Here is a 24,098-nt window from a genome sequence, read left to right as displayed (position 1 = left end):
ATTCGGCTCGTGGCGTCCGGTTCCATCCCTTGCGTCCGGATCGAATGAATTCTCTTTCGGATCGACATATCACGACTTGATACAAATCACGATATCGTTGCCCCCGCACGCATCGGTATTAAATGGGGATCGATTCAGGAGCGCTAATGGCATGCCCGGCACCGGACCTTCGCATCACGCGTTCGTCCATCGCGGCCACTCGTAGCCGGAGCGAGGCTCGGGATTCACCTGCACCGTGTGGCGTTGAATCAACCGGTGTTTGCCATCTGGAACCGCCGCGCGGCTCCCGCCTTCACGAAGGACTTCGAAATGGGTTTGACGGGTTGCAGGCCGGCGCTCGATCACACGGTTATGCTCGTGAGCCGCTTTGTCACGACATCACGCGCTTTCGCGGCGCGATGCGATCACGCACGGGTCGCTGCCACGCGCGCGCTAACGGTTGCCGTGTCAGGCCGGATCAATGCGGGTGCGCCACCGAAGGAAAGCTGCGAGGACAGGACTCGACCGCCGCGATGAGGTAAGCAGCGGCGTGCTCGCGCATGCGCGAGTCATTCAATCAAAGCGTGCGCTGCCTGATGCGGAATCGATGAGACGGGAGATGCCGGCCAGGGCGATGCCGGCCGGGCAGGATGACGCGAATGCGCCGGACATGACGGACGGAGAGAGGCGGAAAGACGGACCGGCGGTGCTGCTGCGGTGATTGCCGGTCTTGCATGAAACCGAGGAAGCGCCGCGCGTCACCCCTCGCCCTTCGGCCCCGGGTTGAGCATGACGACAAAGCAGGCCACGCCGACGATCAACGCGACCGCGCCGCCACGCAGCGCGATCGTTTCGTCGAACAGCAGCCCGGTCACCACGGCCATCATCCCCGCGAGCGACACGAACACGGCGATCGCCGCGACGACGATCCGGTATTGACGACGTATCATCGCGCGTCCGCCAGATCAGGCTGCCGCGGCGGAAGCCGGCTCGCCGGCATCGTCGCCGCGAATCAGCAGCACCGGGCACTTCGAGCCACGCACGAAGCGCTCGGCGACGCTCCCGAGCACCACGCGCCGGATGCCGCGCCGCCCGTGCGTGCCGACCACCGCGAGGTCGATCCCGCGCTCCTTGACGTAACGCTGCAGGCGTTCCGCGACGTCCTCGCCAATGCTCTCGGTCTCGACGAGTTCGCCCTCGCCCTTCGCGCCGGCCCGCGCGAGGACCTCTTCGGCTTCACGCAGCACCTTGCGCCCGTCGTCGCGGATTTCCTCGATGAGCGCATGCGGATCGAAACGACCCGCGTACGTAAACAGCACCGACTTGTCGACCACGTACACGACGCTGACGTGCGTGTCGCCCGCCAGTGCCACCTTCATTGCCTCGGCAAGCGCCTGTTTCGACGAAGCGCTGCCGTCGACGGCCACCATGATCTTCTTGTACATGCGAACCTCGCTGGGGTGAGTTGCCGCGCGCGGTCGCGCGTGGCCATGTCCCCATCATCGGCGGACGGCCGGCTGGAAGCTTGACGGCGATCAAAATCCACCCAAAACGCGGCGTGCGGCAAAGCGCCACGCGCAAAAATCGGCGCGCCATCCCCGAGGCTGCGCCGGGCAACCGGGCGGCCATGCCGCCGAAAGCGCTATCATCGACGTTGCGACCTTCGTCCGGCCCTTTTTTTGCCGGCTCACTTTCAACTCGCTCAACCGACATGACAACGACTACCGAACGCGTGGACGGCGCCGCCCAGCATCTCGTCGCCGCCCGCCATGCCGGCGTGCCCGGCCCGCTGCTGCCCGACGCCTTGCGCCCCGAGAGCGTCGATACCGCGCTGGCGATCCAGCATCGCGTCGCCGACCTGCTCGGCGAAACTATCGGCGGATGGAAATGCGCGCTGCCGCCGCCCGACCGCGTGATCGTCGCGCCGATCTTCGCGTCGACGATCCGCGAAGCCGATGTGCCGTATCGCGTCGTCGGCGGCCCGATCGTGCGGATCGAGCCGGAGATTGCGTTCGTGCTCGATCGCGACCTGCCCGCGCGCGCGCAGCCGTACGACGAGAGCGACGTGCGCGGCGCGATCCGCGAAGTGCGCATCGTGCTCGAGGTGCTGGGTTGCCGCTATGCGGAGCCCGCGCGCGCGTCGAAGTTCGAACTGCTCGCCGACGGGCAGTTCAACCAGGGATTGTGCGTGGGCCCCGTCGTGCCCGATGGATTGAACGTGCCGCTCGAGACGCTCGCGCTGTCGTTCGAAGGTGCGCTGAATCGCACGATCGACGGCCGTCATCCGGACGGCGATCCGCTCAAGCCGCTCGTGTGGCTGGTCAATTTCCTCGCATCGCGCGGCGACGGCGCGCGTGCCGGCCAGATCGTAACGACCGGTTCGTATGCGGGCGCGATCGACGTGCCGATCGGCGACGCGCTGACGGTGCGCTTCGGCGAACTCGGCAGCCTGTCGGTGACGCTGACGGCCTGACGGCCGGCGGGGGGAAACGCGGCGCGTATCGTCGTCGGCGCGCAGCGGGGTGTCGGCATCGTCGCGCTGAACGACTCACGCCGGCCGACACCCGTCACATATTCATCGCTCGCCGCCGGCACGTCGCGCCGTTTCCGCGAGCCTGCCGCATGCGCGGCTCGCCGCACGCTACGCCTGCGCCTCCACCTCGGCCAGTCGCGCCGGCAGCTGGTTCACGAGCGCATCAATGGCCGCGCGCACCTTCAGCGGCAGGTGCGACGTATACGGCCACACCGCATGGATCGCATAGGTCACGCCCGGCTGATCCGGCAGCAGCTCGCGCAACGCGCCGCGGCGAATCTCGTCGCGCACCAGCCAGTAAGGCAGCCACGCGACACCGAGCCCCGCGACAGCCGCGTCCAGCACGGCGCGCAAATCGTCGGAGAGCAGACGGGCCGTCGGCTGCAACTCCTCCGTCCGGCCACCGACGACCACTTGCCAGCGATGCACCTGACCGTAACGCGTATAGGCCAGCGCCTTGTGCTGCGTGAGCGCGTCGACGGTCGCGGGTTCACCGCAGCGTGCCAGATACGCCGGTGACGCACAAAAGGCCATCTTGTGCTCGCCGAGCGCACGCGCGACGAGGCCGCTGCTGTCGGGCAGCGCACCGACCCGCACCGCCAGATCGACGCGCTCCTCGACGAGGTCGATCGTCCGGTCGCTGAACGAAAGGTCGAGATCGAGCTCGGGATGGTCGCGCGCCAGCCCGATCAGGATCGGCGCGACGCACAGATGCCCGAACAGCGCCGGCATCGACACGCGCAGCCGCCCCTTCATCTGCCATTTGCCGCTTTCGAGCAGCGCCTCCCCCGCGTGGATCTCCTCCACCGCGCGCAGGCAGTATTCATAGAACAACGCGCCGTCGTCCGTCAGGCTCTGGCTGCGCGTCGTGCGCTGGAACAGCACGACGCCCAGCCGCGCCTCCAGTCGCGCGATGCTCTTGCCGACCGCAGAACGCGTGATGTGCAGCGTCTCGGCGGCCTGCGCAAAGTTGTCGGCTTCCGCCGCGGCAACGAACACGGCGATGCCGTTGAGGTTGTTTCGCATGCAATTGGATCGATAAAGTCTACATTGATGGGAGATCTTATCGCTTTTTGAGACAAAAAGTGGATGATACGATCGGCTCCGTTGTTCATATATGAACGGAGAGATCCCGATGGCCCGCATTCTCGTACTCAAGTCCAGCATCAACCGCGACCAGTCGCAAACCAACGCGCTGATCGACGCATTCCTCGCGCAACGCAAGGCCAGCGGGCACGCGGACGACGTGGTCGTGCGCGATCTCGTCGATCTCGACCTGCCGGTGCTCGACGGCGAACTGTTCCATGCGCTGCGCGGCGCGGAGAATCCGGGCGAGCGTGCGCGGCAGGCGGTCGCGCTGTCCGACGAGCTCGTCGCCGAACTGAAGGGCAGCGACCTGCTGCTGATCGGCGCACCGATGTACAACCTGAACGTGCCGACCCAGCTGAAGAACTGGTTCGACCTGGTGGCACGCGCACGCGTGACGTTCCGCTACACGGACACCTATCCGATGGGGCTCGTCGACGGCGTCGACGCGATCGTGTTCAGTTCGCGCGGCGGCGTGCACGTCGGGCAGCCGACCGACGCCGTCACGCCGTACCTGCGTGCCGTGCTGGGCCTGATGGGCATCCATCAAGTCCGGTTCGTCTACGCGGAAGGGCTCGACATGAAGCCGCACGGCTTCGAAGCGGGGCTGGCGAACGCACGCAAGCAGATCGAAGCGCTCCACGCGTAACGCACGTCGGGCACGGCCCGCGCCACGCGAACGGCGGCTTCGCCGTGGCACACGATGCAGCATGTCGGCACTGCGTGATACCGTTGCACATCGCCCGTCACGCGCGAACCGCGTGCCCCTCCCGTCACTCGCCATGCCGCCGACACCGTTGCCTGCCCTGCTGGACGAAGTCCTGAGCACAGTCGATCGCCGCTACCGGCTGCCGCCGTTCGTGCGCGCATCGTCGCTGACCGATGCCGCGAACCCGGCCGCCATCATCGCCATCGTGATCGAGGAAGCGCGCCGGATGCACACCGACGGCCTCACGCCCGCCCCGGCATTGCAACGCCGGTTCATCGACGCGCTCGCGCGGATGATCGGCGACGCGATGGACGCACGATCCGGCGACCCCGCATTCCAGGCCGCGGTGCTTCGACATGGTGCCCCGGCCGTGCGCGAATACGCATCGCTCGCCTCGCATGCCGAGCAGGATCGGCGCACACTGCGTTCGGCCGTCAACACGATCGCGCATCCGGCCAGGCTCGAACGGCGTGCGCAGGCATGGCAACGCGAGCCGCTCGCACGGCTGCATGCGGCCGCGGCGGGCGCGTCGTGGGACGCTCTCGATGCCACGCTGCGCCACTTGCTCGCGCGACCGGAGACGGCGACCGACACCGCGTTCGAACAGGACATCGCCAAACTGAAGGACAGCGCTGCACTTGCCCGGCTGCAGCGTCTCGACGCATTGTTGCCGGATCCGGACGTCCAGCGGTACCGCACGCTGTGGAGCCGCCAGGGTCCGCTCGAAGGCAGCGCGCTCGCCGTCGCGCAAGGCGTCACGTCGCAACAGCGGGGCGCGGCCGTCGAAGCGCTGGCCGCGCAGGCGCTCGACGCCCTGGCCGCGCAGCTCGATGCGAGCGACGCGCACCGCACGTATCGCGTGGTCACGTCGATGCGCGTGCCGGCCTCGATACCCGGCAAACACGACCGCGCGAAAACCGAGTGGGATGCGGTGCTGCTCGAGCGCGCGCGCGGCGACGATCCGTCGGCCGCGTGGCACGTCCTGTTTCTCGTCGAAGCGAAAGCGTCCGCGGATGCCGCGACCACCGACCTGCCGCGCCTGCTGCGCGGCCTGAGCCTGCTCGCACAAGCCGATCCGGACACTGTCTATACGTTCGACACGCGCGAAGGCGCGGTACGCCTGCACGGTGCGTCGCTGCACGCACTGACGATCGACGACGCGTCACTGCAACGCGAGGTGTTGTACTGCTGCGATGCATCGGCAGACCCTGCGCCGCGCCTGCTGGGGGCCGCAAGCCGGATGCAGTTGCTGTCGGCGCCGGCGAGCCTTGAATACGCGAGCGCGCTGGCGCAGGACGCGGATGCCGATCCGCACGGCCTCGGCGCCGTATGGCAAGCGTTGCTGGAACTGCCGTCATGGCGCGCAGTGCTGCATCAGTACGAATCGCTGCGGCAGGTTCGAGCGTTGATGGTGAGCGTCGACGATCTGATGGCCGCGATCGAAGGCGATGTCGGCGACAGCGCCGCAAACAATGCGTGACGTGTGACGCGCGCGGCGCGACCCGGCTGCACGCGCGTTGCCGCCGACGCACCGGTTCAGCGGCAAGACGACACCGCGCAGACGCAAGTCGACGCGGCGTCCCCGCTCCGCGCAACGCACAGGACACCGAATCAAATCGGCGCCGAGGCGGCCGGCATGACCGGCCAGCGCGGCACAGCCCGCGAAAGCGGGCATGCGCCGATAGCGTTACGACTGGATGAAGGCGAGCAGATCGGCGTTCAGCACGTCCGCATTGACCGTCAGCATCCCGTGCGAATAGCCCGGATACGTCTTCAGCGTGCCGTTCTTCAGCAGCTTGACCGACTTCAGCGCCGAGTCCGCGATCGGCACGATCTGATCGTCTTCGCCGTGCAGCACGAACGTCGGCACCGAGATCGACCGCAGGTCTTCGGTCTGGTCCGTTTCCGAGAACGCCTTGATGCCTTCATAGTGCGCCTTCGCGCTGCCGATCATGCCCTGACGCCACCAGTTCTGGATCACGCCCTGGTGCACCACCGCGCCCGGCCGGTTGAAGCCGTAGAACGGGCCCGACGGCACGTCCAGGAAGAACTGCGCGCGGTTGTCGGCGAGCGCCTTGCGGAAGCCGTCGAAGACCTCGAGCGGCAGGCCTTCCGGGTTCGCGTCCGTCTTCAGCATCAGCGGCGGCACCGCGCTGACCAGCACCGCCTTCGCGACACGTCCGGCCGGCTCGCCGTGGCGGGCCACGTAGCGTGCGACTTCGCCGCCGCCGGTCGAGTGACCGATATGAACCGCGTTGCGCAGGTCGAGCGCTTCGGCCACCGCGAACGCGTCCGCCGCGTAGTGATCCATGTCGTGGCCGTCGGAAACCTGCGCCGACCGGCCGTGGCCGCGGCGATCGTGCGCGACCACGCGATAGCCCTTCTGAACGAAGAACAGCAACTGCGCATCCCAGTCGTCGGAAGACAGCGGCCAGCCATGGTGGAACATGATCGGCTGCGCGTCCTTCGGGCCCCAGTCCTTGTAGAAGATGTCGACGTTGTCCTTCGTGGTGATGTACGGCATGGCTGCAGGCTCCTTTGAGGTAAGTGAACATACGTGCCGGCCGGCCACCCGGGCGGGTGTCGGTGACGAGCTGCGGCGCGGTGGCACACCGCGTCGGTCGACGCAGCACCTCAGTGTTGTAGCGGAAAACCGCGACCGTGTCATGAAGCCAATTACGTCGCGCCGTGCATCGGCACCCTGGTACTCACCGTGTGACGCGTCACGCACGACCGATCGCGCTTCAACCGTCCGTCGACACGGTCACCGCCTCCCATGTGCGAATTTCGTCTTCCAGCGCCGACCATTTGGCGCGCACGAGCCGAAGCGCATCGCTGCCGAGCAACAGATGGGCCGGCGGATGGTCCGCCGCGATGACCGCAAGCATCGCGCGCGCCGCCTTCGCGGGATCGCCCGACTGGCGGCCGTTTTTCTCCTCGCGCGCCTGGCGGATCGGATCGAAGAGCGCGTCGTAATCGGCGATCGAACGCGGCGTTCGCGTCATCGAACGACCAGCCCAGTCGGTACGGAACGAGCCCGGCGCCACGGCAGTCACCGCGATGCCAAACGGCTCGAGCTCCTTGCCGAGCGCCTCCGAAATCCCTTCCAGCGCGAACTTGCTGCCGCAGTAATAGGCAATGCCCGGCATCGTGATGTGGCCGCCCATCGACGTGATGTTCAGGATGCGGCCGCGCCGGCGTTCGCGCATGAACGGCACGACGGCCTTCAACATCGCGACGGCGCCGAATACGTTCACGTCGAACTGTCGGCGCATCTCCGACAGCGGCGACTCCTCCATGATGCCTTCGTGCCCATAACCGGCATTGTTCACCAGCACGTCGACGGGCCCGACGCTCGACTCGATTTCCGCGACGACGCCGTTGATGCGCTCGAAGTCGGTCACGTCGAGCACGCGCCCGATGGCCGCACGCGGGGACAGCGCCTCGAACGCCCGTTTTGCCGCGTCGCTTCTCACGGTGCCGACCACCGTATGACCCGCGGCCAGCGCCGCTTGCGCGAGCGCACGGCCGAAGCCGCTGCTGACGCCGGTGATGAGCATGATGTTGCCGGATGCCATGTGAGCTTCTCCCGAATGTCGATCGAAGCATGCATGCTAGTCTGACGAACTAGGTCGAATAAGCCCGATTCCGCTGAATTTCTTGCCTGAAACTATGAACGCCGCCTCCTCCTCGTCCCGCTCGCCGTCGCTGCCCGCGCGCGGTCGCAAACGCCTGATCGCGTTGCTGCATGCGTTGGCGCCCGACGAAGGCTACAACCTGACCGCGCTACCGAGCGTGCGCATCCTGCGTTCGAACCGCGCGCTATCCCGCACGCCGGTGCTGTACGACCCGGGCATCGTGATCGTGTGCCAGGGCAGCAAGCGCGGCTATTTCGGCGGCGAACGCTATCTGTACGACGAGGACCACTACCTGGCCGTATCGGTGCCCGTGCCGTTCAGCATGGAAACCGACGCAACGGCGGAGCACCCGCTGCTCGCGCTGTATCTGCACCTCGATTTCCCGATGGCCGCCGAACTGGCCGCGCAGATCGATCGCGAGGGAATCGCCGAACCCGTGCAAGCGCCGAAAAGCATGATGTCGACGCCGATGGACGATGCGATGCACGCGACCGTGCTGCGGTTCGTCGAGGCGATGCACCGCCCGCTCGAAGCGGCGGTGCTCGGCCCCGGGTTGCTGCGCGAACTGTATTTCCGCGTGCTCACCAGCGAGCAGGGCGGCGCAATGCGCAGCGCGCTGACGATGCGTGGACCGTTCGGCCGGATCGGCCGTTCGCTGCGCATGATCCATGCCGACTACGCGAAGTCGCTCGACGTGACGCAACTGGCCGGGGAAGCCGGCATGAGCGTGCCGAGCTTCCACAGCCACTTCAAGGCGATCACGCAGGTGTCGCCGATGCAGTACCTGAAGTCGACGCGGCTGCATCAGGCGCGCCTGTTGATGGTGCGCCAGGACCTGACTGCGGAGGCGGCCGGCCATGCGGTCGGTTATGCGAGCGCGTCGCAGTTCAGCCGGGAATTCAAGCGGCTGTTCGGCCTGACGCCCGCGCAGGAGACGAAGCGCATGCGCGCGCAGTTCGCGATTCCGGCGCCATTCGACGATGCGGTGTTCGTGTCGTCGCATTGACTGGCTGAGCCGCGAGCCGCACGTGTGACCTTCGCGGGCCCGATGCCCGGTGCGCGAACCTGGTCGGGACGCGCACGCTCGCCGCGTGCGGCGTCGCGCACCAGACCCGCCAGCGACTTCAGGATGAGCGCGGTCACGCCCAGATGTCCTGCGTCTGGTCCGCCCAGTACCAGGCGCACCCGGGCCGATCCCACATAGTGATCCACCTAACATCATACGATTGCATTATCACATTTATTGTGATTTTATTCTCATCCGTGGTGGCCGCCGTCGATCGTATACGCCCCCCCATTCCAAGGAAGAGACGCAGATGGAGACAATCGCCGTCATCGGCAGCAACATGGTCGATCTCGTAACCTACGTCACGCGCATACCCGCCCGGGGCGAAACGCTCGAGGCGCCGAACTTCGAGCTCGGCTGCGGCGGCAAGGGCGCGAACCAGGCCGTCGCGGCTGCGCGCCTCGGTGCGCGTGTCGTGATGGTCACGAAGGTCGGCGACGACGTGTTCGCCGACAACACGATCCGCAACTTCGAGCGCGAGGGCATCGACACCACGCACGTGCGCAAGGTCGCCGGCGTGCCGAGCGGCGTCGCGCCGATCTTCGTCGAACCCGATTCGAGCAACAGCATCCTGATCGTCAAGGGCGCGAACCGCCACCTGACGCCCGCCGACATCGACGCGGCCGCGCCGCAGCTCGTCGAATGCGCACTGATCGTGCTGCAGCTCGAGATCGAGCTCGACACCGTCTATCACGCGATCGAATTCGGTGCCCGGCACGGCATTCCCGTGCTGCTGAACCCCGCGCCCGCCGTGGCCGATCTTGATTTCGAGCGGATCCGGTCCGTCGAATTCTTCGTGCCGAACGAGACCGAACTCGCGATCGTGTCGGGCATGCCGGTCGATTCGCGCGCGAGCGCCACCCGCGCCGCCGAATCGCTGATCGCGCGCGGGCTCAAGCACGTGCTCGTCACACTCGGCAGCGACGGCTCGCTGCTCGCGTCACGCGACGGCGCGCGGCACGTGCCGGGCGTACGGGTCGATGCGCGCGACACGACGGGCGCCGGCGACGCGTACATCGGCTGCTTCGCGCGCTGCTACGCGGCGAAGCGCGATGCGATCGACGCGATGCGCTACGCGTCGGCCTACGCCGCGCATTCGGTCATGGGCCTCGGCACGCAGAAGTCGTACGCCGACGCCGCGACGTTCGAACGCTTCCTCCGCGACGCCGGCATCTGAACGGCGCCTTCATCGACGAGACAACCGGGAAGGAGACACCCATGGGCCGTACCAGAATCGAACACGCCCCCGACGGCTATTACCTGAACCGCACGCCGCTCTTCGCGTTCACGCTGCTGTGCTGCCTGTTCGCGCTGTGGGGCACCGCCGCGAACCTGAACGACGTGCTGATCGCGCAGTTCAAGAAATCGTTCTTCCTGTCCGACTTCGAATCGGCGTTCGTGCAGTCCGCGTTCTATCTCGGCTACTTCTTTCTCGCGATTCCAGCCGCGACCGTCGTGAAAAAGTTCAGCTACAAGACGACGATCCTCGTCGGCCTGCTGCTGTACACGATCGGTTGCCTGCTGTTCTTCCCGGCCGCGTCGATGGCGAAGTACGGGATGTTCCTCGTCGCGCTGTTCGTGATCGCGGCGGGCCTGTCGTTCCTCGAAACCGCGTCGAACTCGTATTCGACACTGATGGGCCCGCGCGAAACCAGCACGCGGCGGCTGAACATCTCGCAGACGTTCTATCCGTTCGGCGCGATGGCCGGCGTGTACATGGGCAGCTTCCTGATCTTCAAGGAGGGCGATGCGTCGCATGCGCAGCTCGCCGCGATGTCGGCGGCCGAAGCCCACGTCCACCAGCTCGCGATGATCCAGGCCACGCTCGAGCCGTACAAGTGGCTGATCGTCGTGCTCGCGGGCGTGTTCGTCGTGTTTGCGCTCACGCCCTACCCGGCCTGCAAGGGTAACGGCCCCGGCGTGGCCACGCACCGGATCGACGCGCGCGGCACGCTGGCGCGCCTGTTCGGCAACCGGCGCTTCGTCGCGGGGATCGTCGCGCAGTTCCTGTACGTCGGTGCACAAGTGGGCGTCTGGAGCTTCACCATCCGGCTCGCGATGCAGATCGGCGGCCTCACCGAGCGCGGCGCGTCGCACTACCTGCTCGCGACGTTCTTCGCGTTCTTCGTCGGCAAGCTGATCGCGACGCTCGTGATGAAGCGCGTCGGCCCGGCCAAGGTGCTGATCGTCTACGGCATCCTGTGCATCGTGCTGCTCGCGTACACGATCAGCGTGCACAACATCACGGCCGTCTATGCAGCCGTGGGCGTGAGCGTGTTCCTCGGCCCGTGCTGGCCGACGATCTATGGCCTCACGATCGACGGGCTCGGCAAGGACACCGAATACGGCGGCTCGATCCTCGTGATGAGCATCGTCGGCGGCGCGGTCGTACCGCTGATCCAGGGGCTGATCTCCGATCACACGGGCGGCAACATGCAGCTCGCATTCGTCGTGCCGCTCGCGTGCTTCGTCGTGATCGTCTACTACGGCTTCTACTGCCTGCGGCACCAGCCGGCGGCGATGCCCGACGCAGCCGCCGACGGCAACGCGCCCGCGCGCTATGCCGCTGCGCGCAACACGTCAGGAGCCTGACGATGCGAGGCGAGATCGAACTGCGCCGCCATGCTGCATCAGGTCACGAGCGCGATCCCGTGTTCGCGGATCGTCGTTTCGTACCGGCGGCTCAGCTGCCCGTCCGAGATCACGTAGTTGAAGTCGGTCAGCTCGGCGAAATAGGCCGCGCGCACTTCGTCGAACTTCGTGTGGTCGACGAGCAGGAAGCGGTTCTGCGCGCGTTCCATCACTTTCTTCTTCGCGTCGACTTCGTGGAAGTTGAAGCAGGTCACGCCGCAGCGGTCGCTCACGCCGGCCGCGGAGATGAACGCCTTCGACACGCGCACCGTGTCGAGGATGCCCGTCTCGGCCACCGACTCGAACACCATGTTCTTGCGGTGATACACGCCGCCGCACAGGATCACGCTGCAATGCGGTTTCTGCTGCAGCTTCGCGAACACGTTCAGCGAATTGCAGACGGCGGTGAATTCGAGGTCGTCGGGGATGAAGTCGACGATGAACGGCGTGGTCGAGCCGCAGTCGACGAAGATCGTGTCGCCGGTCGTCACGAACTGCGCGGCCAGCTTGCCAATGCGGCGTTTCTCCTCGGTCTGCCGGTTGTTCTCGGCGCTGACGACGTACTCGCCGATGTCGCTGCGCTGCGCGGCGAAGTGGCGCGTCACGTAGCCGCCGATCAGGCTGAGGCCGTGCGGATTGTCCGCGAGGTCGCGGCGGATCGTCATCTCCGACACGCCGAACAGTTCGGCGACTTCCCTCAGATGAATCGCGTTCTGCCCTTGCAGCACGTTCATCAGCGTCTTGATCCGTTCGCCCTTCTTCGTTTCCATGCCAGTATCCTGCGTACCCGTCGCATCCGTCGCGTGTCATGCCGGGCGCGCGGGCCCGGCCGGAATGTCGTATTTGTAACAAACCGATGTGAAAACATCAACTTTACGTGTGCCCTTACCGCACACGATCCGTGGAGTCCTGAAACATGCCGCTTTCCAACGCCCAACTCGCTCAAACCATCGATCACACGCTGCTCGCGCCCGACGCGAGCGACGCACAGATCCGCGAACTCTGCCGCCAGGCGGCCGAGCATCGCTTCTACTCGGTCTGCGTGAATTCGGCGAACGTGCCGCTCGCCGCGCACGAGCTGGCCGACACCGGCGTGCTTGTGTGTGCGGTGGTCGGCTTCCCGCTCGGCGCGGGCCTGTCCGCCGCGAAGGCGTTCGAGGCGTCGGCCGCGATCGCGGCGGGCGCGCGCGAGATCGACATGGTGATCAACCTCGGCGCGCTGAAGAGCGGCCGCGCCGACGACGTGAAGGCCGATATCGACGCCGTGCACCGCGCCTGCGGCACGGTGCCGCTCAAGGTGATTCTTGAAACGGGGTTGCTGACCGACGACGAGAAGGTGCGCGTGTGCGAGATGTGCCGCGACCTCGGCGTCGCGTTCGTGAAGACGTCGACCGGCTTCGGTCACGGCGGCGCGACGCTCGCGGATGTCGCGCTGATGCGCCGCACGGTCGGCCCCGTGCTCGGCGTGAAGGCATCGGGCGGCGTACGCGATCGCGCGACCGCGCTCGCGATGATCGAGGCCGGCGCGACGCGGCTCGGCACGAGCTCGGGGGTTGCGATCGTGACCGATCAGGGGGGCAGCGACGCGGTGTACTGACCGATGGCGGGCCGGCTGCCTGCGCGTCGGCGCGTAACGACGCGCAGGCAGCCGTCGCCGAACAGTTCGGCACGCCCCCCCGAGCAGGCGGTGTGCCGATTGCGATGCCCTGCCCGGTCACCACGCACGACCGATCGCGGCAACCCTCATTGTGTCGGGTCTTTCAACTCGATCAGCAGATCCTTCGCCGCCACCCGTTCGCCCGGCTTCACATGCACGGCCGCGATCTCGCAGTCGCGCTCCGCCGCGATGTGTGTTTCCATCTTCATCGCCTCAAGCGCGATCAGCGTGGTGCCGGCCGCCACGCGCTGGCCCGGCTGCACCGCCACCGTCACGACCGAGCCCGGCATCGGCGCGGCAACATGCATCGGATTCGCCGGATCGGCACGCTGCAGACCATGGCGCTCCTTGCCCGCCTGCACGACGCTCTTCTGCTCGACCAGCGCGGAACGCGACTGGCCGTTCAGCTCGAACAGCACCTTCACGATGCCGTCCTGCGCATCGGCATGCTGGCCCTGCAGCGATACGAGCAGCGTCTTGCCCGGCTCGATGTCGATCGCCACTTCCTCCTGTGGCTGCAGGCCGTACAGGAACGCGGACGTCGGCACGACCGACGTGTCGCTGTACGCGCGAACGTGCGCGTAATAGTCGACCGTCTGTTTCGGATACATCAGATAGGACGCGAGTTGCCGGTCGTCGAGCGGCTGCTCGCACGCGACCTCGGCCTGCTTGCGTGCCGCGTCGAGGTCGACCGGCGGAATCTGGTCGCCGGGACGATACGGCGCCGGCGGCTCGCTCTTGAGCACCTTGCGCGACAGTTCGGCCGGAAAGCCGTCGGGCGGGAAGCCCAGCTCGCCCTTGAACAGCGATACGACCGATTCGGGGAACGCGAGGTCCTTGTCCGGGTTGCGCACGTCGTCCACGCTCAGGTCGTTCGCGACCATCATCAACGCCATGTCGCCGACCACCTTCGACGTCGGCGTGACCTTGACGATGTCGCCGAACAGCCGGTTCACGTCCGCATACGCACGCGACACCTCGGTCCAGCGATGATCGATACCGAGCGAACGCGCCTGCTCGCGCAGGTTCGTGTACTGGCCGCCGGGCATCTCGTGACGGTAAACGTCAGCCGTGCCCGCGCGGATCTCGGATTCGAATGGCGCGTAATACCGGCGCACGCCTTCCCAGTACATCGACGCTCCGTGCAGGCGGTCCTGATCCAGCCCCGGATCGCGTTCGCCGCCGGCCAGCGCCGCCGCGATGCTCGACAGGTTCGGCTGCGACGTGAGCCCGCTCATCGCGTCGAGCGCGCGGTCAACCGCATCGCAGCCCGCACCGACTGCCGCAAGCACCGACGCCGCGGCGATGCCGCTCGTGTCGTGCGTATGGAAATGCACGGGCAGCCCGGTTTCCTCCTTGAGCGCCTTCACGAGCGTCGCGACCGCCTGCGGGCGGCAGATGCCGGCCATGTCCTTGATGCCGAGCACGTGCACGCCGGCCTGGTGCAGTTCGCGCGCGATGCCGACGTAGTACTTGAGGTCGTACTTCGAGCGCGACGTGTCGAACAGATCGCCGGTGTAGCAGATCGCGCCTTCGCACAGCATCCCGCTCTCGCCCACCGCATCGATCGCCACGCGCATGTTGCGCACCCAGTTCAGCGAATCGAACACGCGGAACACGTCGACGCCGGCACTCGCGGCCTGCTGCACGAAGAAGCGCACGACGTTGTCCGCGTAGTTCGTATAGCCGACCGCGTTCGAGCCGCGCAGCAGCATCTGGAACAGGATGTTCGGCACGCGTTCGCGCAGCAGCGCGAGCCGCTCCCACGGGTCTTCCCTCAGGAACCGCAGCGCGACGTCGAACGTCGCGCCGCCCCAGCATTCGAGCGAGAACAGCTGCGACAGCTCGCGCGCATAGAACGGCGCGATCGGCAGCATGTCGGCGGTGCGCATGCGCGTCGCGAACAGCGACTGGTGCGCGTCGCGCATCGTCGTGTCGGTCAGCAGCACCTGCTTCTGGTCGAGCATCCAGCGCGCGAATTTCTCGGGACCAAGCTCACGCAAGCGATCGCGCGTGCCCGCAGGAATCGCCACGGCCGTATCGATCTTCGGCAACACCGGCTTCGGCAACGGCAGTGCCGGCAGCGTGCGGCCGCTCATCTCGGCGTTTCCGTTCACGTTCAGCTCGCCGAGATAGCGCAGCAGCTTCGTCGCACGATCGCCGCGCTTCGCGAATGCGAGCAGCTCCGGCGTCTTGTCGATGAAGCGCGTCGTCACGTCGCCCGCGATGAAGGCCGGGTGATTGATCACGTTCTCGAGGAACTGCAGGTTCGACGTGACGCCGCGAATGCGGAACTCGCGCAGCGCGCGATCCATCCGGTGGATCGATTCGGCGGCCGTCGGCGCCCAGGTCGTCACCTTCACGAGCAGCGAGTCGTAGTACGGCGTGATCACCGCGCCGCCATAGGCGGTGCCGGCGTCGAGGCGCACACCGAAGCCCGCCGCGCTGCGATAGGCCGTGAGCCGCCCGTAGTCGGGCAGGAAGTCGTTCTCCGGATCCTCGGTCGTGATCCGGCATTGCAATGCGTTGCCGTTCAGCGGAATCGCCTGCTGTTCCGGCACGCCTGCCGCACGTGCGACAAGCGCGCCGTCGCCGTCCGTTGCGTCCTCGGCAAGACCAATACGGGCGCCTTCCGTGATGCGAATCTGCGCCTTCACGATGTCGATGCCGGTGATCATCTCGGTCACCGTGTGCTCGACCTGGATGCGCGGGTTCACCTCGATGAAGTAGAACCGGCCGGTGTCGGCATCCATCAGGAATTCGACGGTGCCCGCATGCGTGTAACCGACCGCGCGCATCAGGCGCAGCGCGGATTCGCACAGCGCCTGCCGGCCCGCGTCGTCGAGATATGGCGCCGGTGCGCGTTCGACGACCTTCTGGTTGCGTCGCTGCACCGTGCAGTCGCGCTCGTACAAATGGACGACCGTGCCGTGCAGATCGCCGAGCACCTGCACCTCGACGTGCCGCGCATTGCGCACGAGTTTCTCGACGTACACCTCGTCGTTGCCGAATGCGGCCAGCGCCTCCCGGCGCGCGACAGGCAGCAGGGTTTCGAGGTCCTGAGCGTTTTCCAGTACGCGCATCCCGCGTCCACCGCCGCCCCAGCTCGCCTTCAGCATCAGCGGATAGCCGACCTCCGCGGCCAGCGCCCGGCACGCGTCGAAATCGTCCGGCAGCGGCGCGGTCGCGGGCATCACAGGCACGCCGGCCGCGATCGCCGCATTGCGCGCGGCAACCTTGTTGCCGAGCGTGCGCATCACGTCCGGCGACGGGCCGATCCAGCGGATGCCGGCGTCGATCACGGCCTGCGCGAAGTCCGGGTTCTCGGACAGGAAGCCGTAACCGGGGTGAATCGCGTCGACCTTCGCCTGCCGCGCGACACGCAGGATGTCGTCGATGTCCAGATACGCGGCAAGCGGCTTCTTGCCCTCGCCGATCAGGTAGCTCTCGTCCGCCTTGAAGCGATGCAGCGCGAGCCGGTCTTCCTTCGAATAGACCGCCACCGTACGCATGTTCAGTTCGGCGGCGGCACGCATTACGCGAATCGAGATTTCCGAGCGGTTCGCGATCAGGATGGACTGGATGGGAGTAGGCGTCACGGCGGCCATGGATAGTGAAGAGTTGAATTGAGCTCGCCGACGCGCCGTCCTCCACCCGCCTGCCTCGCTGGGCGGCGTGCGGATTCTCGCGTCGGTCATTCGAGGTTGCATCGTCCCGGCTTTCGCCAGTCGACATGTTCGCCAGATCGCCGGACAGCCGCTATCGACATCGCGACGACGAATAGCATCCAGCCGACCGGCCGGAAATAAGGGACTGGCTCGCCGGCCGGTTCGGTCGCCGGTCTAACCACGGCGAGCCCGTGGCACGACCTGCGCTCGCGGGAGGATCAATCGCGGGGATCGAAAAGCGGCGCGTGATCCATCCAGTCGTAGCCTGGTGTTCCCTTTGCCCACGCCCAGTTGGTATCGTGGCGTCGCTCACCGAACGATTCGCGCGTCATCGCGGATCGACCTGCGTCCGCCTCGCGCTCCGGCGCTACGCGACGTGCGTCGTCGCCGGGTACCGTGCTTTGTTTACCGCTGCCAGTCATTGCATTCACCTTACGATTGAAAAGCGAGTCGCCTCTCGAACTGTCCGCTTCGTTTCGTCAGGAAAGACCCGTCAGGCGAGAGGACATCGAGCATGCCGTCCGGTTAATGCAAAAACCAGGCCATGTCGGATATCGACCAGACGGTGTGGATGTAGGGGGATCGGATGCGAAGCCCGGTCGCGCACGGGCTCAGATATGGAATCGAAGTTTCAATTCTGAAATCTTGCGCGTCGGGACGGATCGGCCGCGCGGATCGATGGGCCACGAGACATCAGTGTTTCTGGTTTCTTGCAAGTCGTTGGCCAAGATCGCACGCGGGTTCGGGCAACCTGCACGGTGCGCTCGCGCGCATCACGGACAGCCATCACCGGATGTTCGTCGACGAGCGGCTGATGCGCGACATCTGCCGCGCGACGCAGGCCGACCGTGCGCTGCTGGCGCTCGACCCCGCCGACGGGGAGCTTCTGGCCGGGCTACTCGCCGAAGCGTTAGCCAATGTGGCGCCCAGCGCCACGCGCACGCAACGCGGCGCGTTCGCGGAGCTGATGATGATTCGGATCGCCGCGGCCGTGCGGCATGCGATCACGTTGCAGCCGAAGGCAGCACGGCAGTTGCTCGCGATGTTCAAGCGGACGTTGCCGCGGAACCTGGCGATGCTCGACGCGCAAGCATGCCGCCCAAAGCAAACGGCCACCCGAAGGCGGCCGCGCGAAGAGGCATCGATGCGCCGCTTACTTGCTGTAGTCGTACACCCCGCGCCCCGTCTTGCGCCCCAGCCGCCCTGCCGACACCATCTCGCGCAGCAGCGGGCACGCACGATACTTCGTGTCGCCGAAGTCCTTCAGGAACACGTCCATCACCGCGAGGCACACGTCGAGCCCGACGAGATCGGCCAACGCAAGCGGCCCGATCGGATGGTTCGCGCCGAGTTTCATCCCCGCGTCGATCTCCTCGGCCGACGCAATGCCTTCGGCCAGCACGAAGAACGCTTCGTTGATCATCGGCACGAGGATCCGGTTCACGACGAAGCCCGGCGCATTGCGCACGCCGATCGGCGACTTGTCGAATCGCTCGGTCAGCGCGCGCACCGCCGATGCGGTCGCGTCGCTCGTCTGCAGCCCGCGGATGATCTCGACGAGCGGCATCAGCGGCACCGGGTTGAAGAAGTGCATGCCGACGAAGCGCGACGGATCGGCGAGCAGCGCCGCGAGCGACGTGATCGAGATCGACGACGTGTTGGTCGCGATGATTGCGTCGGGCCGCGCGACCGACTCGATCTGCTTCAGAATGCGGCTCTTCAGCTCGACATTTTCGGTCGCGGCTTCGATCACGATGTCGACCGCGGCGAGCTTCGCGTAGTCGGTCGACGTCGTAATGCGTGCGAGCGCGGCGTCGCGTGCGGCGGCGTCGAGCTTGTCCTTCGACACGAGCCGCTCGAGGCTGCCCTTCAGTGCGGCGACACCCTTGTCGAGTGCCGCATCGCTGACGTCGATCATCACGACGTTGAGTCCTGCAACGGCGGCGGTCTGCGCAATGCCGTTGCCCATGGTTCCGGCGCCCACGACGCCGACGGTTTCGATGGCCATGACGATTCCTGTGTATTCGGGTGCTGAACGGTCGATTATCAGATGTTCTCGAAGATCGCCGCAATCCCCTGGCCGCCGCCGATACACATCGTCACGAGCGCGTAACGCCCGCCGATGCGCTTCAGCTCGTACAGCGCCTTGACCGTGATCAATGCGCCCGTCGCACCGATCGGGTGACCGAGCGAAATGCCAGAGCCGTTCGGGTTGACCTTGGCCGGATCGAGACCGAGCTCCTGCGTGACCGCGCATGCCTGTGCCGCGAACGCCTCGTTCGCCTCGATCACGTCGAGATCGGTGATCTTCAGGCCGGCGCGCTCGAGCGCCTTCTGCGTGGCCGGCACGGGGCCGATGCCCATGTACGCCGGATCGACACCCGCATGCGCATACGCGACCAGACGCGCGAGCGGCTTCACGCCCTGCGCACGCGCGGCATCCGCGCTCATCATCAGCACCGCGGCAGCGGCATCGTTGATCCCCGACGCGTTACCGGCCGTCACCGTGCCGTCTTCCTTCACGAACACCGGCTTCAGCTTCGTGAAATCGTCCGGGCCTGCGTCGTGACGCACGTGCTCGTCGGTGTCGAACGCGACCTCGCCCTTCTTCGTGCGGATCGAGATCGGCAGGATCTGGTCCTTGAAGCGGCCTTCCGCGATCGCGCGCGCCGCGCGACGATGCGATTCGAGCGCGAGCGCATCCTGTGCGTCGCGCGAAATGCCGTACTTGCGTGCGACGTTCTCGGCCGTCACGCCCATGTGGATCGTCTGGAACGGGTCGTGCAGCGCGCCGAGCATCATGTCGACGAGCTTCGCATCGCCCATGCGCTGGCCGAAGCGCGCGGACGGCACGCTGTACGGCGCGCGGCTCATGTTCTCCGAGCCGCCGCCGATGGCGATGTCGGCGTCGCCGAGCATGATCGTCTGTGCGGCCGACACGATCGCCTGCAGGCCCGAGCCGCACAGGCGGTTTACAGTCAGCGCCGGCGTGTGCTGCGCGACGCCACCGTTGATCGCCGCGACGCGCGCGAGATACATGTCCTTCGGCTCGGTGTTCACGACGTGGCCGAACACGACATGCCCGACCGCGTCACCCGAAACGTTCGCGCGCGACAGCACTTCACTCACGACCTTCGCGCCGAGATCGGTCGGCGAGAAATCCTTCAGGCTCCCGCCGAAAGCGCCGATCGCGGTACGGACACCGCTCACCACCACGACTTCCTTCGCTGCATTGCTCATCGTCTCACTCCGGTTCGTTCGCGCCCGCAGGCGCGGGGATGCGTTTGCGTTACATGTTCGGATAATTCGGCCCGCCACCGCCTTCCGGCGTGACCCACACGATGTTCTGTGTCGGGTCCTTGATGTCGCACGTCTTGCAGTGCACGCAGTTCTGCGCGTTGATCACCAGCCGGTCGCTGCCGTCGTCGTTCTTCACGAACTCGTACACCGCCGCCGGGCAGAAGCGCCCCTCCGGCCCCGCGTAGGTCCGCAGGTTCACGTTCACCGGCACGTTCGCATCCTTCAGCGTCAGGTGTGCCGGCTGGTTTTCCTCGTGGTTCGTGTTCGAGATGAACACCGACGACAGCCGGTCGAACGTCAGCTTGCCATCCGGCTTCGGATATTCGATCGGCGTGCATTGCGAGGCCGGCTTCAGCATCTCGTGATCCGCATGCTTGTGGTGCAGCGTCCACGGCACGTTGCCGCCCATCACCTTCTGCTCGAGCCCGACCATCAGCGTGCCCAGGTACAGGCCCTTCGCCATCCACTGCTTGAAGTTGCGCGCGCGGTACAGCTCCGTATGCAGCCACGACTGCTTGAAGGCGTCCGGATACGCGTTGAGCTCGTCGCTCTGGCGGCCGGCCTGCAGCGCGTCGAACGCGGCGTCCGCCGCCAGCATGCCCGTCTTGATCGCCGCGTGGCTGCCCTTGATCCGCGATGCGTTCAGGAAGCCCGCGTCGTCGCCGATCAGCGCGCCGCCCGGGAACACCGTCTTCGGCAGCGACAGCAGGCCGCCGGCCGTGATCGCCCGCGCGCCGTACGACACGCGCTTGCCGCCTTCCAGGAACGCGCGGATCGACGGGTGCGTCTTGTAGCGCTGGAATTCCTCGAACGGCGACAGGTACGGGTTCGTGTAGCCCAGGCCCACCACGAAGCCGACCACGACCTGGTTGTTGTCCATGTGATACAGGAACGAGCCGCCGTAGGTGTCCGACTTCAACGGCCAGCCGGCCGTGTGGATCACGAGGCCCGGCTTGTGCTTCGCGGGATCGATTTCCCACAGTTCCTTGATGCCGATCCCGTACGCCTGCGGATCAGCGTTCGCGTCGAGCTTGAACTTCGAGATCAGCTGGCGGCCGAGGTGGCCGCGGCAGCCTTCGGCGAACAGCGTGTACTTCGCGTGCAGCTCCATGCCGAGCTGGAAGTTCTCGGTCGGCTCGCCGTCCTTGCCCACGCCCATGTTGCCGGTGGCGACGCCCTTCACCGAGCCGTCGTCGTTATAGAGAATCTCGGCAGCCGGGAAGCCCGGGAAGATCTCGACGCCCAGGGCTTCCGCCTGTTGGCCGAGCCAGCGCGTGACGTTGCCCAGCGAGATCACGTAGTTGCCGTGGTTCTTGAAGTTCTCGGGCAGCGCCCAGTTCGGCGTCGTGATCGCGCTCTTCTCGGACAGGAACAGGAAGCGGTCCTCCGTCACCTCGACGGTCAGCGGCGCGCCCTGTTCCTTCCAGTCGGGGAACAGTTCGGTGATCGCGCGCGGGTCCATCACCGCGCCCGACAGGATGTGCGCGCCGATCTCGGAACCCTTCTCGAGCACGCACACGCCGATCTCGGTGCCTTTCTCGGCGGCCAGCTGCTTGAGCCGGATCGCCGCCGACAGCCCAGCGGGGCCGCCGCCGACGATCACGACGTCGTATTCCATCGATTCGCGCGGGCCGTATTGCGCGAGCAAGTCCTGTGTGGTCAAAATCCTGTCTCCTCCTGCGCCCCGACCGTTACGGTCAGAACTGGTCTTCCGTCAACGCGAGCACGCTCTCGCTACCCTTCGCGCCGACGATCGACGCTTCGAGCCCGCCTGCCTGCACGAGAACGTGTTCCGCGTAGCATTGTGCGATCGCGATCTTCGCATCGAAGAACGCCGTGTCGCTCGCGCGGTTCGCGTGCGCCGCCAGCAGTGCGCGCGCCATCTGCCATCCGCACAGCACCACGCCGGCCAGCTTCAGGTACGGCACGCTGCCCGCGAACACCGCGTTCGGATCCTGCTTCACGTTCGCGACCACGTAGTCGACCACCGTCGACAGCGAGCGCGCGCCTTTCTCGAGCTGCGCCCTCATCGACGCGGCCGCAGCGCCGTCCACCTTGCCGAGCGCCGCGACGGTCTCGCCGATCTCCGCGATCAGCGCCTTCGCCACCGCACCGCCGTCGCGCATCGTCTTGCGGCCGACCAGGTCGTTCGCCTGGATCGCGGTCGTGCCTTCGTAGATCGCGAGGATTCGCGCATCGCGGTAGTACTGCGCGGCGCCGGTTTCCTCGATGAAGCCCATCCCGCCATGCACCTGCACGCCCAGGCTCGCCACGTCGTTCACCATCTCCGTGCTCCAGCCCTTCACGACCGGCACCAGATATTCGTAGATTGCCTGATGACGCGTGCGCGTCGCCTCGTCCGAATGGCGGTGGGCAATGTCGCTGTGCGCGGCTGCCACATAGGCCAGCGCCCGCGCGCCTTCAGTCAGCGCGCGCATCGTGCCGAGCATGCGGCGCACGTCCGGGTGATGGATGATCGTCACCGACTGCTTCGCCGACCCGTCGACCGGGCGGCTCTGCACACGCTCCTTCGCGAATGCCGCGGCCTTCTGGTACGCACGGTCGGCCACGCCGATCCCCTGCATCCCGACGCCGAAGCGCGCCGCGTTCATCATGATGAACATGTATTCGAGGCCGCGATTCTCCTCGCCGACCAGATAGCCGACCGCGCCGCCGTGGTCGCCGTATTGCAGCACCGCGGTCGGGCTCGCCTTGATCCCGAGCTTGTGCTCGATCGACACGCAGTGCACGTCGTTGCGAGCGCCGAGCGAACCGTCTTCGTTGACCAGGAACTTCGGCACGATGAACAGCGAAATGCCCTTCACGCCTTCCGGCGCGTTCGGCGTGCGCGCCAGCACCAGGTGGACGATGTTGTCCGCCATGTCGTGCTCGCCCCACGTGATGAAGATCTTCGTGCCGAACACCTTGTACGTGCCGTCGCCCTGCGGCTCGGCACGCGAGCGCACCAGCGCCAGGTCCGAGCCGGCCTGCGGCTCGGTCAGGTTCATCGTGCCGGTCCATTCGCCCGAGATCAGCTTCGGCACGTAGCGCTGCTTCTGTTCGTCGGTGCCGGCCGTCAGCAGCGCCTCGATCGCGCCGTCGGTGAGCAGCGGGCACAGCGCGAACGACAGGTTCGACGCGTTCAGCATCTCGATGCACGGCGTCGCGATCAGTTTCGGCAGCCCCTGGCCGTCATATTCGGCCGGGTGCTGCAAACCTTGCCAGCCGCCTTCGACGAACTGGCGGAACGCGGCGCCGAAGCCGGGCGTCGCCGTCACGACGCCGTCCTTCCAGCTGCTCGGGTTGCGGTCGCCCTCGACATTCAGCGGCGCCAGCACTTCACCGCAGAATTTCGCGGATTCGTCGAGCACTGCCTGCGCGGTGTCGTAGCCGGCTTCCTCGAAGCCCGGCAACTGCGCGACGGTGTCGATGCCCGCGAGTTCCTTCAGCACGAACAGCATGTCCTTGACAGGGGCGTTATAGCTCATGGTCGATGTTCCAAATCAGGCAGTGAATGAGGCGCGCGGCCCGGGCGGCTGCGGCAAAACCGGCCAGCGCCAGGCGACGTCGTGGCCCATCGTAATGCCGTGCCGGCGGTTTTCCATTGTCATATCCGGCCCACATGGTGACAAAACCGGCCACGCGATGCGCGCGGCGATGGCGGAAACGGGCGTCCAGGTGGCGCGTTCGGATGCCGATTGCGGCACAGACGACGCGCAATCCGCATGCCGGCCGGATGAGTTGGCTGGCGACTCGAATCACCGGCGAAGCCGAAGACCGGGAGTTGATCATGGGAAGTCGCCGACGGCGCCTCGGGATGGACGGAAGTCG

General features: G+C 66.5%; 20 protein-coding genes and 1 pseudogene. 8 read left to right on the top strand and 13 right to left on the bottom strand.

Annotated features, from left to right (window positions below; genetic code table 11):
- Window positions 1-737: 737 nt before the first annotated feature.
- A complete protein-coding gene (locus LGM71_RS25985; protein ID WP_059511565.1) occupies window positions 738-929 on the bottom strand; it encodes a DUF2964 family protein in 192 nt (63 codons plus the stop codon).
- A gap of 15 nt (window positions 930-944) precedes the next feature.
- The gene (locus LGM71_RS25980; RefSeq protein ID WP_059605845.1) at window positions 945-1,424 is read right to left on the bottom strand and encodes a universal stress protein; all 480 of its coding nucleotides are present in this window, start codon (window positions 1,422-1,424) and stop codon (window positions 945-947) included.
- Window positions 1,425-1,690: 266 nt separating this feature from the next.
- Between LGM71_RS25980 and LGM71_RS25975 the strand changes: the two genes are divergently transcribed.
- Window positions 1,691-2,452, top strand: a complete 762-nt coding sequence (locus LGM71_RS25975; protein WP_226117317.1) for a 2-keto-4-pentenoate hydratase — start codon at window positions 1,691-1,693, stop codon at window positions 2,450-2,452.
- A 168-nt stretch (window positions 2,453-2,620) separates the two neighbouring features.
- On the opposite strand, the gene LGM71_RS25970 is transcribed toward LGM71_RS25975, so the two are convergent.
- On the bottom strand, window positions 2,621-3,538 hold the full coding sequence (locus LGM71_RS25970; RefSeq protein WP_226117314.1) for a LysR family transcriptional regulator: 918 nt from the start codon (window positions 3,536-3,538) through the stop codon (window positions 2,621-2,623).
- Between the two features lie 109 nt (window positions 3,539-3,647).
- Between LGM71_RS25970 and LGM71_RS25965 the strand changes: the two genes are divergently transcribed.
- Both LGM71_RS25965 and LGM71_RS25960 read left to right on the top strand, forming a co-directional pair.
- Window positions 3,648-4,247 carry an NAD(P)H-dependent oxidoreductase gene (locus LGM71_RS25965; RefSeq protein ID WP_059605835.1) on the top strand — a complete coding sequence of 200 codons (600 nt, stop codon included), beginning with the start codon at window positions 3,648-3,650 and terminating at the stop codon, window positions 4,245-4,247.
- Between the two features lie 133 nt (window positions 4,248-4,380).
- On the top strand, window positions 4,381-5,787 hold the full coding sequence (locus LGM71_RS25960) for a 3-deoxy-D-arabino-heptulosonate 7-phosphate synthase (protein WP_226117506.1): 1,407 nt from the start codon (window positions 4,381-4,383) through the stop codon (window positions 5,785-5,787).
- Between the two features lie 207 nt (window positions 5,788-5,994).
- On the opposite strand, the gene LGM71_RS25955 is transcribed toward LGM71_RS25960, so the two are convergent.
- Both LGM71_RS25955 and LGM71_RS25950 read right to left on the bottom strand, forming a co-directional pair.
- Complete coding sequence (locus LGM71_RS25955; RefSeq protein WP_226117313.1) at window positions 5,995-6,831, bottom strand: alpha/beta fold hydrolase; 837 nt, start codon at window positions 6,829-6,831, stop codon at window positions 5,995-5,997.
- 220 nt (window positions 6,832-7,051) lie between these two features.
- Window positions 7,052-7,885, bottom strand: coding sequence for an oxidoreductase (locus tag LGM71_RS25950; protein WP_226117312.1), 834 nt, complete (start codon window positions 7,883-7,885; stop codon window positions 7,052-7,054).
- A gap of 94 nt (window positions 7,886-7,979) precedes the next feature.
- Here LGM71_RS25950 and LGM71_RS25945 point away from each other — a divergent pair, with 94 nt between their 5' ends.
- The 3 genes from LGM71_RS25945 (at window position 7,980) to fucP (ending at window position 11,603) form a co-directional block, all read left to right on the top strand.
- Entirely contained in the window at window positions 7,980-8,951 is a 972-nt protein-coding gene (locus LGM71_RS25945; protein ID WP_226117310.1) for an AraC family transcriptional regulator, read from the top strand.
- A 310-nt stretch (window positions 8,952-9,261) separates the two neighbouring features.
- Window positions 9,262-10,188, top strand: coding sequence for a ribokinase (rbsK, locus tag LGM71_RS25940; protein ID WP_226117301.1), 927 nt, complete (start codon window positions 9,262-9,264; stop codon window positions 10,186-10,188).
- A 41-nt stretch (window positions 10,189-10,229) separates the two neighbouring features.
- The gene (fucP, locus tag LGM71_RS25935; protein WP_226117299.1) at window positions 10,230-11,603 is read left to right on the top strand and encodes an L-fucose:H+ symporter permease; all 1,374 of its coding nucleotides are present in this window, start codon (window positions 10,230-10,232) and stop codon (window positions 11,601-11,603) included.
- A gap of 38 nt (window positions 11,604-11,641) precedes the next feature.
- Here the strand turns inward: fucP and deoR are convergent, their stop codons facing one another.
- On the bottom strand, window positions 11,642-12,412 hold the full coding sequence (deoR, locus tag LGM71_RS25930; RefSeq protein ID WP_124625545.1) for a DNA-binding transcriptional repressor DeoR: 771 nt from the start codon (window positions 12,410-12,412) through the stop codon (window positions 11,642-11,644).
- Window positions 12,413-12,558: 146 nt separating this feature from the next.
- Here deoR and deoC point away from each other — a divergent pair, with 146 nt between their 5' ends.
- Complete coding sequence (gene deoC, locus LGM71_RS25925) at window positions 12,559-13,239, top strand: deoxyribose-phosphate aldolase (protein ID WP_226117297.1); 681 nt, start codon at window positions 12,559-12,561, stop codon at window positions 13,237-13,239.
- A 146-nt stretch (window positions 13,240-13,385) separates the two neighbouring features.
- On the opposite strand, the gene LGM71_RS25920 is transcribed toward deoC, so the two are convergent.
- Together LGM71_RS25920 and LGM71_RS25915 are read right to left on the bottom strand one after the other, a co-directional pair.
- Window positions 13,386-16,907 carry a pyruvate carboxylase gene (locus tag LGM71_RS25920; RefSeq protein WP_226117295.1) on the bottom strand — a complete coding sequence of 1,174 codons (3,522 nt, stop codon included), beginning with the start codon at window positions 16,905-16,907 and terminating at the stop codon, window positions 13,386-13,388.
- 278 nt (window positions 16,908-17,185) lie between these two features.
- A complete protein-coding gene (locus LGM71_RS25915) occupies window positions 17,186-17,389 on the bottom strand; it encodes a hypothetical protein (RefSeq protein WP_226117293.1) in 204 nt (67 codons plus the stop codon).
- Between the two features lie 164 nt (window positions 17,390-17,553).
- Between LGM71_RS25915 and LGM71_RS25910 the strand changes: the two are divergent.
- Window positions 17,554-18,030: pseudogene (locus LGM71_RS25910) on the top strand (hypothetical protein); the annotation flags it as partial.
- A gap of 90 nt (window positions 18,031-18,120) precedes the next feature.
- Here LGM71_RS25910 and LGM71_RS25905 read toward each other — a convergent pair.
- The 5 genes from LGM71_RS25905 to LGM71_RS25885 all read right to left on the bottom strand — a co-directional run bounded on the left by LGM71_RS25905 (window position 18,121) and on the right by LGM71_RS25885 (window position 24,059).
- The gene (locus LGM71_RS25905) at window positions 18,121-18,975 is read right to left on the bottom strand and encodes a 3-hydroxybutyryl-CoA dehydrogenase (protein WP_124613136.1); all 855 of its coding nucleotides are present in this window, start codon (window positions 18,973-18,975) and stop codon (window positions 18,121-18,123) included.
- Between the two features lie 38 nt (window positions 18,976-19,013).
- Window positions 19,014-20,207 (bottom strand): beta-ketothiolase BktB, encoded by a 1,194-nt coding sequence (gene bktB / locus LGM71_RS25900; RefSeq protein WP_124629830.1) that lies wholly within the window; start codon window positions 20,205-20,207, stop codon window positions 19,014-19,016.
- A 49-nt stretch (window positions 20,208-20,256) separates the two neighbouring features.
- Window positions 20,257-21,885: an electron transfer flavoprotein-ubiquinone oxidoreductase gene (locus LGM71_RS25895; protein WP_413226917.1), complete on the bottom strand. Its 1,629-nt coding sequence runs from the start codon at window positions 21,883-21,885 to the stop codon at window positions 20,257-20,259.
- Window positions 21,886-21,964: 79 nt separating this feature from the next.
- Window positions 21,965-23,755 carry an acyl-CoA dehydrogenase gene (locus tag LGM71_RS25890; RefSeq protein WP_124902595.1) on the bottom strand — a complete coding sequence of 597 codons (1,791 nt, stop codon included), beginning with the start codon at window positions 23,753-23,755 and terminating at the stop codon, window positions 21,965-21,967.
- Window positions 23,745-24,059, bottom strand: coding sequence for a hypothetical protein (locus LGM71_RS25885; protein ID WP_226117289.1), 315 nt, complete (start codon window positions 24,057-24,059; stop codon window positions 23,745-23,747). Before LGM71_RS25885 ends, LGM71_RS25890 begins: the two co-directional genes overlap by 11 nt.
- Window positions 24,060-24,098: the final 39 nt, after the last annotated feature.

This window comes from Burkholderia sp. AU33545 (assembly GCF_020419685.1).
GTDB lineage: Bacteria > Pseudomonadota > Gammaproteobacteria > Burkholderiales > Burkholderiaceae > Burkholderia > Burkholderia diffusa.
The sequence above is the reverse complement of the archived record's forward strand: the minus strand, read 5'-3'. Positions and strand labels throughout refer to the sequence as shown.

What these genes read in the sequence shown, in the direction of transcription:
- LGM71_RS25955 (WP_226117313.1), bottom strand. Translation starts at nt 6,831, where the DNA reads ATGCCGTACATCACCACGAAGGACAACGTCGACATCTTCTACAAGGAC.
- LGM71_RS25895 (WP_413226917.1), bottom strand. Translation starts at nt 21,885, where the DNA reads ATGGAATACGACGTCGTGATCGTCGGCGGCGGCCCCGCTGGGCTGTCG.
- bktB (WP_124629830.1), bottom strand. Translation starts at nt 20,207, where the DNA reads ATGAGCAATGCAGCGAAGGAAGTCGTGGTGGTGAGCGGTGTCCGTACC.
- LGM71_RS25905 (WP_124613136.1), bottom strand. Translation starts at nt 18,975, where the DNA reads ATGGCCATCGAAACCGTCGGCGTCGTGGGCGCCGGAACCATGGGCAAC.
- deoC (WP_226117297.1), top strand. Translation starts at nt 12,559, where the DNA reads ATGCCGCTTTCCAACGCCCAACTCGCTCAAACCATCGATCACACGCTG.
- LGM71_RS25915 (WP_226117293.1), bottom strand. Translation starts at nt 17,389, where the DNA reads ATGACTGGCAGCGGTAAACAAAGCACGGTACCCGGCGACGACGCACGT.
- LGM71_RS25960 (WP_226117506.1), top strand. Translation starts at nt 4,381, where the DNA reads ATGCCGCCGACACCGTTGCCTGCCCTGCTGGACGAAGTCCTGAGCACA.
- deoR (WP_124625545.1), bottom strand. Translation starts at nt 12,412, where the DNA reads ATGGAAACGAAGAAGGGCGAACGGATCAAGACGCTGATGAACGTGCTG.
- LGM71_RS25950 (WP_226117312.1), bottom strand. Translation starts at nt 7,885, where the DNA reads ATGGCATCCGGCAACATCATGCTCATCACCGGCGTCAGCAGCGGCTTC.
- rbsK (WP_226117301.1), top strand. Translation starts at nt 9,262, where the DNA reads ATGGAGACAATCGCCGTCATCGGCAGCAACATGGTCGATCTCGTAACC.
- LGM71_RS25970 (WP_226117314.1), bottom strand. Translation starts at nt 3,538, where the DNA reads ATGCGAAACAACCTCAACGGCATCGCCGTGTTCGTTGCCGCGGCGGAA.
- fucP (WP_226117299.1), top strand. Translation starts at nt 10,230, where the DNA reads ATGGGCCGTACCAGAATCGAACACGCCCCCGACGGCTATTACCTGAAC.
- LGM71_RS25975 (WP_226117317.1), top strand. Translation starts at nt 1,691, where the DNA reads ATGACAACGACTACCGAACGCGTGGACGGCGCCGCCCAGCATCTCGTC.
- LGM71_RS25980 (WP_059605845.1), bottom strand. Translation starts at nt 1,424, where the DNA reads ATGTACAAGAAGATCATGGTGGCCGTCGACGGCAGCGCTTCGTCGAAA.
- LGM71_RS25965 (WP_059605835.1), top strand. Translation starts at nt 3,648, where the DNA reads ATGGCCCGCATTCTCGTACTCAAGTCCAGCATCAACCGCGACCAGTCG.
- LGM71_RS25945 (WP_226117310.1), top strand. Translation starts at nt 7,980, where the DNA reads ATGAACGCCGCCTCCTCCTCGTCCCGCTCGCCGTCGCTGCCCGCGCGC.
- LGM71_RS25890 (WP_124902595.1), bottom strand. Translation starts at nt 23,755, where the DNA reads ATGAGCTATAACGCCCCTGTCAAGGACATGCTGTTCGTGCTGAAGGAA.
- LGM71_RS25985 (WP_059511565.1), bottom strand. Translation starts at nt 929, where the DNA reads ATGATACGTCGTCAATACCGGATCGTCGTCGCGGCGATCGCCGTGTTC.
- LGM71_RS25885 (WP_226117289.1), bottom strand. Translation starts at nt 24,059, where the DNA reads ATGATCAACTCCCGGTCTTCGGCTTCGCCGGTGATTCGAGTCGCCAGC.
- LGM71_RS25920 (WP_226117295.1), bottom strand. Translation starts at nt 16,907, where the DNA reads ATGGCCGCCGTGACGCCTACTCCCATCCAGTCCATCCTGATCGCGAAC.